Below are 15,550 nucleotides of genomic sequence, written 5' to 3' on the forward strand. Positions count from 1 at the left end.
CTCGCGCCAGCGCGAACGACAAGCCCGCGCCGACGCGGGGCTCATCTGCATTGGCGCGATAAGCGGTTCGGCTTACTGCTGCGCACAAATGGTGGTGCGAAAACCCGATGTGAGCCGCCGGAGCCGTTGACTTCTGCAATGCCGATCGCTCACGTTTGCGTGGAGCAAGCGGGGAGCAGCCGGGTGGACGAAAAGCGCAAGCATCCGCGAACCGAGGTCAATGAACCCGGCTATGTCTCGTCGGGCGGTTCGGTCATGCATTGCACGATCGTGAACATCTCGCCGGAAGGGGCGGCCATCGAGGTGGAGAATCCGGCCTTCGTCCCGCACAGATTCCGCCTGGTGATGGCCCGCGACGCCTCGGTCGTCCATGAGTGCCAGGTGATCTGGAGCAAGAAGACGCGAATTGGAGTGAGTTTCGTGGCGACCGCCTGAGCGCGGCAATCTCGATTGGGGACGCCCATGAACCAGCGTGCCAAGGGGCCCGGGTTTCGTTGCTGGAACGGCAGGTGATCCGCCGATGACTCCGGAACCTGCAACAATCTGCCTTGGCTGCTGGCAAAATCTGCATATGCCGATCCCGTTGCGCGGTCCCTTGGCGGCGCCGTTCCGTCTGTTCGGCGTCCGGCCGAGCCGCATGAACCCGAACACATGCACGATCTGCGAGATGGCCTTCTCGAAGATCATGAAGGCGCGTGCCGTGACCATCGATGCCACCATCCTGTTCGCCGATCTGCGCGGCTATACCACCCTGACGCAGACCATCGCGCAGGACGGGCTGACCTCGCTGCTCGACGCGTTCTACGACGACTGCGCCGCCGCGATCTGGCGCTATGACGGCATCCTCAACAAGACCATCGGCGACGCCGTGTTCGCGATCTTCAATTTTCCGGTGCGGCGCGACGATCATGCCGTGCAGGCCTTGCTCGCGGCGCGCCAGATCCAGCGCAGTTTTCGCGACAGGCACGACGCGCTGGTGCGGGCGATCGGCGCCGGCGACATCGAGATCGGCATCGGAATCGGGCTGGATAGCGGTGACACCAATTTCGGTGAGTTCGGCCACACTCACCGCGACCTGACGGCAGTCGGCACGGTGGTCAATCGCGCGGCACGCGCGCAGGCGGCCGCCAGGTCAGGCGAGATTCTTGTGACGACGGCCGTGCGGGATCGAACCCGCGACATGATCACGGCAGCCGGTGCCGATTACACCCTGAAGGGCTTTGACCAGCCCGTCACATTGTTTCCAGCGTGAATCGGCTTTGGCGCGAATTGACGCGGCGTCAAAAAAGACGGCTCCAGCGTGCAATGCGCGCCGAAGCCGTCGGGGATGGTCGTTTGCCGATTACGAACGCCGCCTCAACGCAAGGTCGGCGGCTTTGTTCCAGCCCGTATGAAAATCTTCGAACCGGCGTCAGCGCCACATGCCGCGCATCCGGGCGCCGATGTCGATCGGCGGCGCGCGGTTGGCTGCGGATGCCTGCGCGGTCGCGGCGCGCGGCCAGGTGGTCCGCTCGAACATCGGCAGCAGTCGTTCCGGGATGAAGCGGGTGCGCGAGGCATACATGTGGCGGTCGCCCTTGGCCGCCTGGCCGTGGACGAAGAAGCGCTGCGGCACCAGCAGATGCAGATCGTCCTTGGCGCGGGTCATCGCGACATAGAGCAGGCGGCGCTCCTCCTCGAGTTCGGCCGACGTGCCGGCGCCGAGGTCGGAGGGCATGCAGCCGTCGACGACATTGAGCACATAGACGGATTTCCATTCCTGGCCCTTGGCGGAATGGATCGTCGACAGGATCAGATAATCCTCATCGAGCAGCGGCACGCCAGCCTGATCGCTGGTCGCATCGGGTGGATCGAGCGTGAGCTCGGTGAGAAAACGTTCGCGTGACGGGTAGCCGGCGGCGATCTGCTCGAGCTGAATGAGATCGGCCCGGCGGACCTCGCTGTCCTCGTGGATGCGATCGAGATGCGGTTCGTACCAGAGGCGGGCGCGTTCGATATCGACGGGCCATTCCGAGTAGCGAAGGTTCTCGATGGTCTCCACGAACAGCCGCCAGTCCGCACCGGCGCGGGGCGGAGCGGGCAGCGCGACGAGCGCAGCGATCGGATCGGCGGCCTCGGTCATGCGGTCGAGCACCCGCTGTGCCGAGGCCGGTCCGACGCCGGGCAATAGATGGAGAACGCGAAAACCTGCAACCCGGTCGCGTGGATTGGCGGCGAAGCGCAGCAGCGCCAGCATGTCCTTGACATGCGCGGCGTCGAGGAATTTGAGGCCGCCGAATTTCACGAACGGAATGTTGCGGCGGGTCAGTTCGACCTCCAGCGGTCCGCTGTGCGAGGAGGTGCGGAACAGCACCGCCTGGTGCTTCAACAGGGCGCCTTCCTCGCGATTGGCCAGCACCTGCTCGACGATGTAACGGGCCTGATCGGCCTCATCGCGGATCGTGACGAGCAGCGGCTTGCGGGTCGAGGTCCGGTCGGTCCACAGGTTCTTGGTGAAGCGTTCCTTGGCGAGCGAGATCACGCCATTGGCGGCCGACAGGATCGGCTGCGTCGAGCGATAGTTGCGGTCGAGCGTAACGATCTCGGCGGCCGGGGTGAACTGGGCCGGGAAGTCAAGGATGTTGCGCACGGTGGCGGCGCGGAACGAATAGATCGACTGCGCGTCGTCGCCGACCACGGTGAGCCCGCGTCCCGCGGGCTTGAGTGCGAGCAGGATCGAGGACTGCAGGCGGTTGGTGTCCTGATATTCGTCGACCATCACATGGTCGAAGCGGCCGCCGATCTCCTCGGCCAGCGCGGTGTCCGTCACCATCTGCGCCCAGTAGAGCAGGAGGTCGTCGTAATCGAGCACGTTCTGCCGCTGCTTGGCTTCGACATAGGCCCCGAACAGCTGTTTCAATTCACGGGCCCAGCCGGAGCACCATGGGAAGAACTGGCCGAGCACGGCCTCGATCGGCATCTCCGCGTTCACGCAGCGCGAATAGATCGCAAGGCAGGTGCCCTTGGTTGGGAACCGGCTTTCGGTGCGGGAGAAACCGAGATCGTGGCGGACCAGATTGATCAGGTCGGCGGAATCCTCGCGGTCATGGATCGTGAAGGCCGGGTCGAGGCCGATACGCTCGGCGAATTCGCGCAGCAGCCGCGCGCCGATGCCATGGAACGTGCCGGCCCAATTCAGCGCATCGGTCATGACCGAGGCGCGATCGCCGAGCACGCGGCGTGCAATGCGCTCGACGCGGCCGGCCATCTCGCCGGCTGCGCGCCGCGAGAACGTCATCAACAGGATGCGGCGCGGATCGGCGCCAGCGACGATCAGATGCGCGACGCGATGGGCGAGGGTGTTGGTCTTGCCGGAACCCGCGCCCGCGATCACCAGCAGCGGTGCGCCGACGATGCAATCCTTGCCGACCCCGTGCTCGACTGCGCGGCGCTGCTCGGCATTGAGCGCATCGAGATAGGCTGTGTTGGCAAGATCAGTCACGAATCACCCCTGCGAAACGCTAACAGACATTGCGATTCATTGGGGCTGACGCGCCGAGGCGGACGCAGAGAAATTAGATTGACATTAACGTGGCGCGGCGCACAACCCCGCCATGGGTGACGTATCCAAATCCGACACGCCGCTGAAGGCGACGTTCAAGGTGCGGCTGAACGGCGAGACGGTGACGCTCGCGACCGTCGGCCAGGCCTATCGCTTCATCAGCAATCTCAGCGCCGTCGAATGGATGGAGTTCCGCTCGCTGCATGACGAGGCATTGGTTGCGCTCGAGAGAGCGGCCGGTAACGCCATGCTGACGGTGCAAGCGACCAACGCGTTGCGGATGCTGTTCGTCCGCGCGAAATTGCTTTGAAAAGAAAATGAGCCGCCTTGGTGTTCCCTTGGCCCTCCAAGGCGGCCCGAGAGTGCGGCTGAAGCGCATTGCGCACCCGGCCGTCGCGTGTACCGCCGTTACCTTGTTTGCGGCCATAACGAACAGGGCCTTACGCAACCGCCGCCGATTCGGCTGTAGCCGCGGCACCACAATCAGGGGCCAACGTCGTCGACCAGGCGGTCATACACAAGCGCGGACCGGAGGTTCATGGTTGCGATCTTGAGATAGCTCGGCTCGCGCATGGCGTTGTTGAACATCATGATCGCCGTCTTCCAGTAGCCGCGCTCGCGCTGATCCAGGTTCAGCGCGGACAGGTAGTCCGCGGCGTCGCCGACCGTCGCGAGCGTTCGGCCGTCCTTCAGCGTAATCGGGAACGCAAGCGGCGACCGCTTCTCCAGCTCCAGCACGTCAGGCTCCCCCAGGACCAAGCAGCCATAAGACAAAGCAGCAATAACAGGAACAGACCTAGCTGCGCCGCTATATCAAAGCCTTAAGGGGACGTCCGGCCTGGTTGGAGCGGACGGTTCAGAAAGAATCCGCCAGCGCGATCTCCGCCTTCAGCGCATCGATGCGCCGTTCGGCTTCCTCGGACGTCAGGTCGCGTGCGTACTGGTTCGGCTGATAGGCCTCCTCGGCGAGGCTCCTCAACCGCAGCGCCTGGGCACGGGTCATCAGCCCGCCAAGCCGCTCCGCAACTCCACCATATCTTACCGCTGCCACGCTCATTGCTTGCCTCGCTTGCTGGATCGTGACTTGACAATATGTTCTATTTTTGTTCTAACAAGGCATGGACAATAAGATCAATGAAATTCGGCGCAAGATCAGCACGTTGCGAGCTGAGATGAGTTTGATCGAGGCGTCAATCCGGGATCAGGTCAACCGCGACCTCGATTGCAGCGAAGCATCGTACCGGCTGATGGCGATGCGAGCCGAAGTGGCCCAGCTGGTCGGCCGGTGGAAGGCCGCCGGCGGCGGCGAGCGTCTCCCCACGGTCCGGGAGCGGCTCAGCCGGAGCTTCGAGGATCGCGCCGGCACGAAGGTGAAGGTGGACAAGGACAAGGCGAAGCCTGCGCCCGGTCACAGCAACGCCCGGGTGTGATCCGGCGGTTCGCCCAAAGAAGGGAGCCTCGAACGCGGGCTCAGGCCCAAATCAGGTTTCAAGGCAGGAACCCTAACCGCGGGATCTGCATTTTCTTGTGGTGAGAGCCAATACCATAGCATCGCCCAGCGCCATGATCGCCGATCCGACCGCGCCACCGCGGGCATCGATGAATGACGATCGCAGTCCGTTGCTGACGCTGATCTCCTGCATCAGCTGCATCAGAACGATGCGGCTCGAGAGCAGCCATCCGGGCAGTGAGGGCAGGGATATTCTTCAGTACCGCTGCGAGCAATGCAGCCGCATCGAGCGGGTGCAATTGGTGCGCCGAAGCTGGCCGGCGGAACGCTAGCCTTTCGATTTAGAACTAAAGCGCGATGAGATTAGGTTGAATCGTCATCGCGCCTTAGCTCTTTGTTTGAGCATGATCTTTTTGGAAAACCGCTTCGCACTTTTCCGGATCATGCTTTAGGAGCGGGCTTTCGCCTTTGGTCTTGCCGCGACGTCATGCGCGGTGGCATCGAACTCGCTCGAAGCGTTGCCGGATGGCCCGCTCGTCGCGCTGCCGACGCTGTGCCCCGTCAACTTTGCGAGTTCGCGGCTGAGGTCGTGGATGTGGTACGGCTTGCGTAACACCGGAAAGTCGGACCTCACGTCGCGTGCGCTCGCGCTGTAGCCTGTCGTCAGCAGGATCGGCAGCTCGGGCTTTCTGTCCCGGATCGTGCGCGCCAGCTTCAGTCCATCGATCCTGCCGGGCATGACGATGTCGCTGAACACCACATCGATTCCGTTGGCGTCGATCTCCGACAAGGCGGCCTCCGCGTTCGAGGCCCAGCGCACGGTGTAGCCGAGCTGTTCGAGCAGGCCCGTGCTCGCATCGGCGACGGCAGGATTGTCCTCGATCAGCAGGATCGTGGCCAAGCCGGGCGCGCTGTGCCCCGTGGCCGTGCGCTTTGCGGCCGCAGTTCCCCGCGGCAGATAGATGCTGACCATCGTGCCCTTGCCGAGCGCGCTTGCAATCTCGACCCGGCCATCCGCCTGGTGTGCGAAACCGTGAACCTGGGACAACCCAAGGCCGGTCCCTTTGCCGACCGGCTTGGTGGTGAAGAAGGGATCAAAGACCTTGTTCATGACATCGTCGGGAATGCCTTCGCCGGTGTCGGTAATGCTGACGACCACCTGGGCTGCTTCCGGGACATTGCGCGCCGCAACGGTCAGCGTGCCGCCGTCGGTCATCGCATCCCGGGCATTGACCACGAGGTTGATCAGCGCGGTCTCGAATTCCGTCGGATCGACGAAGATCGGCCAGAGATCCGGTTTGATCTCCATGTTCAGCTTGATCGCGCCGCCGAGCGCGCTGGTCAAAACCTCTCGTACTGCGGTGACCCTTTCAGCGACGTTGATGCTCTGCGGATTGACACTCTGCCGACGCGCGAAGGTGAGGAGCTGCCTGGTCAGGGACGCGGCACGCTCGGATGCGGTTTCGATGGCGCTGAGTGCAAGCTTGCTCCGCTCGCTCGTCACCTCGCGCTTGATGCGATACAGATTGCCCGAAATGACCATCAGCAGGTTGTTGAAGTCGTGCGCAACACCGCCGGTCAGCTGGCCGAGCGCATCCATCTTTTGCGATTCCGCAAGCTGGCGTTGCACCTGTTCGAGCTTCTGTTGCGCCTCGCGGCGTTCGGAAATGTCCCGGGTGATCTTGGCGAAGCCGACCAGAGTGCCGTCGGTATCGCGGATCGGATCGATCACGACGCTCGCCCAGAAGAACGAACCGTCCTTGCGGACCCGCCAGCCTTCCTCCACGTAATGCCCGGTCTCTTCCGCGATCTTGAGCGCATGGGCGGGCTTGCCGGCAGCCCGGTCGGCCGGCGTATAGAACCGCGAGAAGTGCTGGCCAATAATTTCGCCGGGCGAATAGCCCTTGATGCGCTCGCCGCCGGCGTTCCAATTGGCGACGATGCCGGCCGGCGTCAGCATATAGAGCGCATAGTCGGTGACATTGCTCACCAGCAGGCGGAACTGGCTTTCGCTGGCCTCGAGGTCCGCGCGCGCCTGACGCCGCTCGGTGATGTCGCGGGTAACCATTGCGTAGCCGACGAGCTTGCGCTTCTCGTAGATCGGATCGATGGCCACAGCGGCGTAGAATTGCGACCCGTCCTTGCGGACAGACCAGCCTTCGGCCGCTGAGTGCTTTTCCTTCCGCGCCATCTGCAGCGCTCTCGCCGGAACGCCGGATGCGCGGTCTTCCGCAGGATAGAAGACCGAGAAGTGCTTGCCGAGGATCGCCTTGGCCGGATAGCCCGTGATGCGCTCGGCGCCCTTGTTCCAGTTGATGACCCGGCCATCGGGGCCGAGCATGCAAATGGCGTAGTCGACCACGCCGCCGGCCCCCGGCCGACGATCGTGCCGGCTCTCGACGATGCCCCGTTTGGGTTGTTCTGATTTCTTAACCATCACCGATCCTGCCCCCGCCCGAAACGCGCGGGGGCGGTCAATGTTCCATGTGAACACAAGGACCGGGCGATCAGGGCCGGCTCCGTCGTTCTTCGGAAAAGTTCGGCCAATGGTCGGAACTTTTGGTTCCAATCGCGATTAAGGTACTCGGTTTGCGTCACAAATTGCGGCTTTGGCGTTTTCCCGCTTGAATAGATCAAGGGCAGTCATTCTTATGGTCACACTGGCTTTTCCGAGTCTCTGGATTCGCGGCCAGCGCGTAGGGGAAATTACATGACCGATCTCGGTTCGTCGCCTCGTCCCCGTGCTGATACGCGCCGCAGCCAACAATCAAACGGAAGCCTCGATTCCTCGCATGACCTGCTGCAGTCGCTGCAGGCGATGCGCGCCGGCGACTTCTCAGTCCGGATGCGTGGCGACTATCTCGGCATCGACGGCAAGATCGCAGACGCCTTCAACGAAATCGCAGCCGCCAACGAGCGCATGGCGCAGCAATTGGCGCGCGTCGGCCAGGTCGTCGGCCGCGAGGGACAGACCCGCCAACGCGTCAATTTCGGCCTCGCCAGTGGCGCCTGGGCCGACATGGAGAGCTCGGTCAACACGCTGATCGACGATCTGCTGTGGCCGACCCGCGAGGTCACCCGCGCGGTCGCTGCAGTGGCGCAAGGCGACCTGCTGCAGACCGTGCAACTCGACGTCGAGGGCCGGCCGCTGCGCGGCGAATTCCTGCAGTCGGCGAACATCGTCAACACGATGATCAAGCAGCTCTCGGTGTTCACCTCGGAGGTCACGCGCGTGGCGCGCGAAGTCGGCACCGAGGGCAAGCTCGGCGGCCAGGCCCAGGTGCCGGAAGTGACCGGCGTCTGGAAGGACCTGACCGAGAGCGTCAATTCGATGGCCAACAACCTGACCGGCCAGGTCCGCAACATCGCCGAGGTGACGATCGCGGTCGCCAACGGCGACCTGTCCAAGAAGATCACGGTCGACGTTCGCGGCGAGATCCTGCAGCTGAAGGAAGCCATCAACACGATGGTCGATCAGCTGCGTTCGTTCGCTTCCGAAGTGACGCGCGTGGCGCGCGAGGTCGGCACCGACGGCAAGCTCGGCGGCCAGGCGATCGTGCCGGGCGTCGCCGGCACCTGGAAGGACCTCACCGACTCGGTGAACGCGATGTGCGGCAACCTGACCGCCCAGGTACGCAACATCGCCAACGTGACCACGGCCGTGGCGCGCGGCGACCTGTCGCGCAAGATCACGGTCGACGTCAGCGGCGAGATTTTGGAGCTGAAGGACACCATCAACACGATGGTGGACCAGCTCAACTCGTTCGCGTCGGAAGTGACGCGCGTGGCGCGCGAGGTCGGCACCGAGGGCAAGCTCGGTGGCCAGGCCCAGGTGCCCGGCGTTGCCGGCACCTGGAAGGACCTGACCGACAACGTCAACTTCATGGCGTCGAACCTGACCGCGCAGGTGCGCAACATCGCCGACGTCGCGACCGCGATCGCCGGCGGCGACCTCTCGAAGAAGATCACGGTCAACGTGTCGGGCGAGATCCTTCAGCTGAAGGAAACGCTGAACACGATGGTCGACCAGCTCAACGCGTTTGCGTCGGAAGTGACGCGCGTGGCGCGCGAGGTCGGCACCGAAGGCAAGCTCGGCGGCCAGGCCAACGTGCTCGGCGTTGCCGGCACCTGGAAGGATCTGACCGACAACGTCAACTTCATGGCGTCGAACCTGACCGCGCAGGTGCGCAACATCGCCGCCGTGACGACGGCGGTCGCGGGCGGCGACCTCTCCAAGAAGATCACGGTGGACGTGCGCGGCGAAATCCTCGAGCTGAAGGACACCATCAACACGATGGTGGACCAGCTCAACGCGTTCGCCGGCGAGGTGACGCGCGTGGCGCGCGAGGTCGGCACCGAAGGCAAGCTCGGCGGCCAGGCCGAGGTGCGCGGCGTCGCCGGCACCTGGAAGGATCTCACCGACAGCGTCAACTCGATGGCGTCGAACCTGACCGCGCAGGTCCGCAACATCGCTGAGGTCGCGACCGCGGTGGCGAAGGGCGACCTGTCGAAGAAGATCACGGTCAACGTGTCGGGCGAAATCCTTCAGCTGAAGGAAACGCTGAACACGATGGTGGACCAGCTCAACGCCTTCGCCGGCGAGGTGACGCGCGTGGCGCGCGAGGTCGGCACCGACGGCAAGCTCGGCGGCCAGGCCGAGGTGCCCGGTGTCGCCGGCACCTGGAAGGACCTGACGGACAGCGTCAACTCGATGGCCGGCAATCTCACGGCGCAGGTCCGTAACATCGCCGAGGTCGCGACCGCGATCGCCGGCGGCGACCTGTCGCGCAAGATCACGGTCGACGTGCGCGGCGAGATCCTTCAGCTGAAGCAAACGCTGAACACGATGGTCGACCAGCTCAACCGCTTCGCGGGCGAGGTGACGCGCGTGGCGCGCGAGGTCGGCACCGACGGCAGCCTGGGCGGCCAGGCCAATGTGCCCGGCGTCGCCGGCACCTGGAAGGACTTGACCGATAACGTCAACTCGATGGCCGGCAACCTGACCGCGCAGGTCCGCAACATCGCGGAGGTGACGACCGCCGTGGCGCGCGGCGACCTGTCGCGCAAGATCACGGTCGACGTGAAGGGCGAAATCCTCGAGCTCAAGAACACCATCAACACCATGGTGGATCAGCTCAATGCGTTTGCGGGCGAGGTGACGCGCGTGGCGCGCGAGGTCGGCACCGAGGGCAAGCTCGGCGGCCAGGCCGAAGTGCCCGGCGTCGCCGGCACCTGGAAGGATTTGACCGACAACGTCAACTTCATGGCGTCGAACCTGACCGCGCAGGTCCGCAACATCGCCGAGGTCGCAAGCGCGATCGCCGGCGGCGACCTGTCGAAGAAGATCACCGTGGACGTGCGCGGCGAGATCCTGCTGCTCAAGGACACCCTGAACACGATGGTCGAGCAGTTGCGCTCGTTCGCCGCCGAAGTGACGCGCGTGGCGCGCGAGGTCGGCACCGAGGGACGGCTGGGCGGCCAGGCCGTGGTGCCCGGCGTCGGCGGCACCTGGAAGGACCTCACCGACAACGTCAACCTGCTGGCGGCGAACCTGACCACCCAGGTGCGCAACATCGCCGAAGTCACCACCGCGGTGGCGCGCGGCGACCTCTCGCGCAAGATCACGGTCGACGTGAAGGGTGAAATCCTCGAGCTCAAGAACACCATCAACACCATGGTCGACCAGCTCAACGCCTTCGCCGGCGAGGTGACGCGCGTGGCGCGCGAGGTCGGCACCGAAGGCAAGCTTGGCGGCCAGGCCGAGGTGCGCGGCGTTGCCGGCACCTGGAAGGACCTCACCGACACCGTCAACGTCATGGCGGTAAACCTGACCGAGCAGGTGCGCGGCATCGTCAAGGTGGTGACCGCGGTCGCCAACGGTGATCTGAAGCAGAACCTGACAGTGAAATCGAAGGGCGAGGTGGCCGCGCTCGCCGACACCATCAACAACATGACCGAGACGCTTGCGACCTTCGCCGAACAGGTCACCAGCGTGGCGCGCGAGGTCGGCGTCGAGGGACGGCTCGGCGGTCAGGCCAACGTGCCCGGCGCGGCCGGCACCTGGAAGGATCTCACCGGCAACGTCAACCTGCTCGCGGCCAACCTGACCTCGCAGGTGCGCGCGATCGCGGAAGTGGCGACCGCCGTGACCAAGGGCGACCTGACGCGCTCGATCCAGGTCGACGTCCGCGGCGAGGTCGCCGAGCTCAAGGACAACATCAACACGATGATCGGCAACCTCCGTCTGACCACGGAGCGCAACACCGAACAGGACTGGCTGAAGACCAATCTGGCGCGCTTCACCAACATGCTGCAGGGCCAGCGCGATCTTGCGACCGTCGGCCGGCTGCTGCTGACCGAGCTCGCGCCGCTGATCAACGCGCATATGGGCGTGATCTACCAGGTCGACAATCCCGAGAATGCGCAGTTGCGCCTGTTATCGGCTTATGCCAGCGACAGCAGCAATCCGCATCCGCAGATCGTCCAGTTCGGCGAGGGATTGATCGGCCAATGCGCGCTCGACAAGCGCCAGCGTCTCGTCTCCGAGATTCCCGGCGATGCGGTGCCGATCAATTCGGCCTTGATGCGGATCATGCCGAAGAATCTCGTCGTGTTTCCGGTGCAGTTCGAGAACCAGGTCAAGGCGGTGATCGAGCTGTCCTCGATCTCCTCGTTCACGACCTCGCAGATCACCTTCCTCGAACAGTTGACCGACAGCATCGGCATCGTGCTCAACAGCATCGAGGCGACGATGCAGACCGAGGCGCTGCTCAAGCAGTCGCAACAGCTCGCCGGCGAGTTGCAAACCCAGCAGAAGGAATTGCAGCAGACCAACGATCAGCTGGAGCAGAAGGCCCAGCAGCTTGCCGAACGCAATGTCGACGTCGAGCGCAAGAACCAGGAAATCGAGCAGGCGCGGCGCGCGCTGGAAGAAAAGGCGACCGAGCTGTCGCTGACTTCGAAGTACAAGTCCGAATTCCTCGCCAACATGTCGCACGAGTTGCGGACGCCGCTGAACTCGATCCTGATCCTGGGCCAGCAGCTCACCGAAAATCCCGACGGCAATCTGACCGGCAAGCAGGTCGAGTTTGCCCGCACCATTCACGGCGCCGGCACCGACCTGTTGAACCTGATCAGCGACATCCTCGATCTCTCCAAGATCGAGTCCGGCACGGTGACGGTCGACGCCGAGGAAATTCTGACATCGAGCCTGCTCGAGACCGTCGGACGGCCGTTCCGGCACGAGGCGGAGAACCGGCATCTCTCGTTCAGCATCGATGTCGACGCCAATCTTGCGCGCAGCATGGTCACCGACTCCAAGCGGCTGCAGCAGGTGCTCAAGAACCTGTTGTCGAATGCGTTCAAGTTCACTGCTGAAGGCGGCGTCAGCCTGACCGTGTCGGCCGCGCTCGGCGGCTGGAGTGTGGAGCATCCGATCCTCAATGCGGCGCCCGCCGTCGTTGCGTTCGAGGTGTCGGATACCGGCATCGGCATTCCACAAGACAAGCAGAAGCTGATTTTCGAGGCGTTCCAGCAGGCCGACGCCGGCACCAGCCGCAAATATGGCGGCACCGGTCTTGGACTGGCGATCAGCCGTGAGCTCGCCGGTCTGCTCGGCGGCGAGATCCATCTGCGCAGTGCGCCGGGCAAGGGCTCGACCTTCACGCTCTATCTGCCGTTGAAATATGCCGGCCCCTCGGTGGCACTGCGTCAGCAGGCCCAGCCGCTCCCGATGCCGCACACGCCGGCGCCGGCGTTGCAGGTGTCAGGCGCGCAGGAGCGTGTGATCGAGCAGCTTCCGGACGACCGGCTCGATCTCGAGCCCGGCGACACCATCCTTCTGATCGTCGAGGACGACCCGCATTACGCGCGGGTGCTGATTGATCTGGCGCGCGACAAGGGCTTCAAGGTGCTGGTCGCAAGCCGCGGTGCCGAAGCGCTGGATCTGGCCAAGCAGTTCCAGCCGAGCGCGGTGTCGCTCGACGTCTTCCTGCCCGACATGCTGGGCTGGACGGTGCTGAGCCAGCTCAAGCACAATCCGCTGACCCGTCACATTCCGGTTCAGATCATCACGCTCGACGAGGACCGGCAGCACGCGCTGGCGCGCGGCGCGTTCTCCTTCGTCAACAAGCCGACGACGACGGAGGGCGTCAGCGCCGCGCTGTCGCAGATCAAGGAATACGCCAGACCACGCCGCAAGCGCCTGCTGATCGTGGAGGACAATGCGGCGGAGCAGCTCAGCATCACCGAACTGCTCGGGCACGAGGATATCGAGATCGTGACCAGCGGCACCGGGGCAGGGGCGCTCTCGACGATGCGCGACAACCCGTGCGACTGCGTCGTGCTCGACCTGCGCCTGCCGGACATGAGCGGTTTCGAGGTGCTGGATCAGATCCGCAAGGACGAGATGCTGTCCAATATTCCCGTTGTCGTGTTTACGGGCCGGGAACTTTCAGCGGAAGAAGACGCGGAACTGCATACGATGGCGCGCAGCATCGTCGTCAAGGGCGTGGAATCGCCGGAGCGTCTGCTCGACGAAACGTCACTGTTCCTGCATCGTGTGATCACGGAATTGCCCGTCGAAAAACAGAGGATGCTGGAGAAGCTCAATAGTTCCGATGAGGATCTTATTGGCAAGACCGCACTGCTGGTCGACGACGATGCCCGCAACATCTTCGCGCTCTCGAGCGTGTTGGAGCGGCGAGGTATGAAGGTGTTGACTGCGACAACCGGTCACGAGGCGATCTCGCTGGTCGAATCCAATCCCAAGATTGCGATCGTGCTGATGGACATCATGATGCCGCAGATGGACGGTTACCAGACCATCGGCGCCATCCGGCAAAACCCCGCCTTCGCGCGGCTGCCGATCATCGCGCTGACCGCGAAAGCGATGAAAGGCGATCGAGAGAAATGCCTGGAGGCAGGCGCGTCCGACTATCTGGCGAAACCCGTGAACACCGAGCAACTGCTGCTGGCGATCCGCATGTGGCTGCACCGCTGATCGGCGATCGAACATGATGGACCACGAAAAGGTAAACATCCTTCTGGTCGATGACCAGCCGGCGAAGCTGCTGGCCTATGAGGTCATCCTGAAGGAGCTCGGCGAGACGCTGGTCGCCGCGTCGTCGGGCCGCGAGGCGCTGGAGTTCCTGCTCAAGAACGAAGTCGCGGTCATCCTGGTCGACGTCTGCATGCCAGAGCTCGACGGCTTCGAGCTCGCGGCGATGATCCGCGAACATCCGCGCTTCCAGAAGACCGCTATGATCTTCATCTCGGCGATCCAGGTCAGCGATATCGACCGGCTTCGCGGCTACGAGATGGGCGCGGTCGATTACGTGCCGGTGCCCGTCGTGCCCGAGGTGCTGCGGGCAAAGATCCGCGTGTTCGCCGAACTCTACCGCAAGACACGGCAGCTCGAACGCCTCAACGCGGAGCTCGAGGACCGCGTGCGCGCACGCACCGCCGAGCTCGAGCAGTCGACCACGCGGCTGGTCGAAAGCGAGGCGCGCCGCAGCATGGCGATTGCCGCCGGCAAGATGGGCTCGTGGGACTGGGATTGGGTCAACGGCGACTGGATGTGGGACGAGGGGCAATACAAGATCTTCGGCGTTGACCCAAAATCCTTCAAGCTCACCTCCGACAATATACAGGCGCTGTTTCATCCCGACGATGTCGAGCACCTCCGGCAAGCCTGGACCGGCTTCGGCAAGGGCCAGACGTCCTATGAAACCGAATTCCGCGTCATGCGGCCGGACGGCGAAGTGCGCTGGTGCGTCGGCACAGCCGCGGCCACCAGCGACCGCAACGGCAAGGTGGTACGGGTGAGCGGCGTCACCGTCGACATCACCGATCGCAAGAAGGCCGAGGAGCGGCAGAGCCTGCTCACCCGCGAGGTCGATCATCGCGCCAAGAACGCGCTCGCGCTGGCGCAATCGATCGTGCGGCTGACGCGCGCGCAGAACGTGACCGCCTATGTGCGGGCGGTCGAGGGCCGCATCACGGCGCTGGCACGCGTGCACACGGTGCTGTCGCTGTCGAGCTGGCAGGGCGCCGAAATCCGGCGGCTGGTCACCGAGGAGATCGCGCCGTATTCGGAAGCCGGACAGATCCAGATCGATGGCGAAGAGGTGCAGTTGCAGCCCGCGACCGCGCAGACCTTGGCGCTGGCGCTGCATGAGCTCGTCACCAACTCCGCCAAATACGGTAGTCTGTCGGTGCTGTCGGGCCGGCTTGCGATCACCTGGGAACTGCACGACGAAACGCTGATCCTGGCCTGGGTGGAATCGGGCGGACCTCCCGTGACCAAGCCGAAGCAGAGAGGTTTCGGCACGAGAAGCGTCATCGCCAGCATCGAGACCCAGCTCGGCGGTCGCGCCGACTTCGATTGGCGCACCGAGGGTCTGGTGTGCCGGCTCACGGTTCCGCTCAAGGCGCTGGCTGGAGAGCCCGCGGCCTACCGCGATTTGTCGACGGCCGAGCAGCGCCAGCCCATGGTCAGTTCCAGGGCCGTGTAGCGCATCCCACCCGAACAGGAACCAAGCGCCGGACGCTGCGGTTAA

At 64.1% G+C, this 15,550-nt stretch carries 11 protein-coding genes; 7 read left to right on the forward strand and 4 right to left on the reverse strand.

Features of this window, described 5'->3' with window-relative positions; all coding sequences use genetic code 11:
- Positions 1-183: 183 nt before the first annotated feature.
- Both ACVWY5_RS16855 and ACVWY5_RS16860 read left to right on the forward strand, forming a co-directional pair.
- On the forward strand, positions 184-435 hold the full coding sequence (locus ACVWY5_RS16855; protein WP_028332020.1) for a PilZ domain-containing protein: 252 nt from the start codon (positions 184-186) through the stop codon (positions 433-435).
- Positions 436-520: 85 nt separating this feature from the next.
- The gene (locus ACVWY5_RS16860) at positions 521-1,252 is read left to right on the forward strand and encodes an adenylate/guanylate cyclase domain-containing protein (protein ID WP_028332019.1); all 732 of its coding nucleotides are present in this window, start codon (positions 521-523) and stop codon (positions 1,250-1,252) included.
- Between the two features lie 159 nt (positions 1,253-1,411).
- Here ACVWY5_RS16860 and ACVWY5_RS16865 read toward each other — a convergent pair whose 3' ends face one another.
- Complete coding sequence (locus ACVWY5_RS16865; RefSeq protein ID WP_028332018.1) at positions 1,412-3,481, reverse strand: ATP-dependent helicase; 2,070 nt, start codon at positions 3,479-3,481, stop codon at positions 1,412-1,414.
- 112 nt (positions 3,482-3,593) lie between these two features.
- Here ACVWY5_RS16865 and ACVWY5_RS16870 point away from each other — a divergent pair, with 112 nt between their 5' ends.
- Positions 3,594-3,851, forward strand: coding sequence for a hypothetical protein (locus ACVWY5_RS16870; protein ID WP_018271640.1), 258 nt, complete (start codon positions 3,594-3,596; stop codon positions 3,849-3,851).
- Positions 3,852-4,024: 173 nt separating this feature from the next.
- On the opposite strand, the gene ACVWY5_RS16875 is transcribed toward ACVWY5_RS16870, so the two are convergent.
- Both ACVWY5_RS16875 and ACVWY5_RS16880 read right to left on the reverse strand, forming a co-directional pair.
- On the reverse strand, positions 4,025-4,279 hold the full coding sequence (locus ACVWY5_RS16875) for a hypothetical protein (protein WP_028332017.1): 255 nt from the start codon (positions 4,277-4,279) through the stop codon (positions 4,025-4,027).
- 118 nt (positions 4,280-4,397) lie between these two features.
- Positions 4,398-4,598, reverse strand: a complete 201-nt coding sequence (locus ACVWY5_RS16880; RefSeq protein WP_026192767.1) for a DUF3072 domain-containing protein — start codon at positions 4,596-4,598, stop codon at positions 4,398-4,400.
- 61 nt (positions 4,599-4,659) lie between these two features.
- On the opposite strand from ACVWY5_RS16880, the gene ACVWY5_RS16885 reads away from it, so the two are divergent.
- Positions 4,660-4,971: a hypothetical protein gene (locus tag ACVWY5_RS16885; RefSeq protein WP_038377154.1), complete on the forward strand. Its 312-nt coding sequence runs from the start codon at positions 4,660-4,662 to the stop codon at positions 4,969-4,971.
- A gap of 133 nt (positions 4,972-5,104) precedes the next feature.
- Positions 5,105-5,323 carry a hypothetical protein gene (locus ACVWY5_RS16890; RefSeq protein WP_016845796.1) on the forward strand — a complete coding sequence of 73 codons (219 nt, stop codon included), beginning with the start codon at positions 5,105-5,107 and terminating at the stop codon, positions 5,321-5,323.
- A 116-nt stretch (positions 5,324-5,439) separates the two neighbouring features.
- On the opposite strand, the gene ACVWY5_RS16895 is transcribed toward ACVWY5_RS16890, so the two are convergent.
- Entirely contained in the window at positions 5,440-7,428 is a 1,989-nt protein-coding gene (locus ACVWY5_RS16895; protein WP_051375995.1) for a hybrid sensor histidine kinase/response regulator, read from the reverse strand.
- Between the two features lie 273 nt (positions 7,429-7,701).
- Here ACVWY5_RS16895 and ACVWY5_RS16900 point away from each other — a divergent pair, with 273 nt between their 5' ends.
- Both ACVWY5_RS16900 and ACVWY5_RS16905 read left to right on the forward strand, forming a co-directional pair.
- A complete protein-coding gene (locus ACVWY5_RS16900; RefSeq protein WP_028332016.1) occupies positions 7,702-13,992 on the forward strand; it encodes a HAMP domain-containing protein in 6,291 nt (2,096 codons plus the stop codon).
- Between the two features lie 16 nt (positions 13,993-14,008).
- Positions 14,009-15,505 carry a sensor histidine kinase gene (locus tag ACVWY5_RS16905; protein ID WP_038377200.1) on the forward strand — a complete coding sequence of 499 codons (1,497 nt, stop codon included), beginning with the start codon at positions 14,009-14,011 and terminating at the stop codon, positions 15,503-15,505.
- Positions 15,506-15,550 lie beyond the last annotated feature (45 nt).

The organism is Bradyrhizobium sp. USDA 3256, from assembly GCF_054058275.1.

What these genes read in the sequence shown, in the direction of transcription:
- ACVWY5_RS16860 (WP_028332019.1), top strand. Translation starts at nt 521, where the DNA reads ATGACTCCGGAACCTGCAACAATCTGCCTTGGCTGCTGGCAAAATCTG.
- ACVWY5_RS16905 (WP_038377200.1), top strand. Translation starts at nt 14,009, where the DNA reads ATGGACCACGAAAAGGTAAACATCCTTCTGGTCGATGACCAGCCGGCG.
- ACVWY5_RS16880 (WP_026192767.1), bottom strand. Translation starts at nt 4,598, where the DNA reads ATGAGCGTGGCAGCGGTAAGATATGGTGGAGTTGCGGAGCGGCTTGGC.
- ACVWY5_RS16870 (WP_018271640.1), top strand. Translation starts at nt 3,594, where the DNA reads ATGGGTGACGTATCCAAATCCGACACGCCGCTGAAGGCGACGTTCAAG.
- ACVWY5_RS16890 (WP_016845796.1), top strand. Translation starts at nt 5,105, where the DNA reads ATGATCGCCGATCCGACCGCGCCACCGCGGGCATCGATGAATGACGAT.
- ACVWY5_RS16900 (WP_028332016.1), top strand. Translation starts at nt 7,702, where the DNA reads ATGACCGATCTCGGTTCGTCGCCTCGTCCCCGTGCTGATACGCGCCGC.
- ACVWY5_RS16895 (WP_051375995.1), bottom strand. Translation starts at nt 7,428, where the DNA reads ATGGTTAAGAAATCAGAACAACCCAAACGGGGCATCGTCGAGAGCCGG.
- ACVWY5_RS16885 (WP_038377154.1), top strand. Translation starts at nt 4,660, where the DNA reads ATGGACAATAAGATCAATGAAATTCGGCGCAAGATCAGCACGTTGCGA.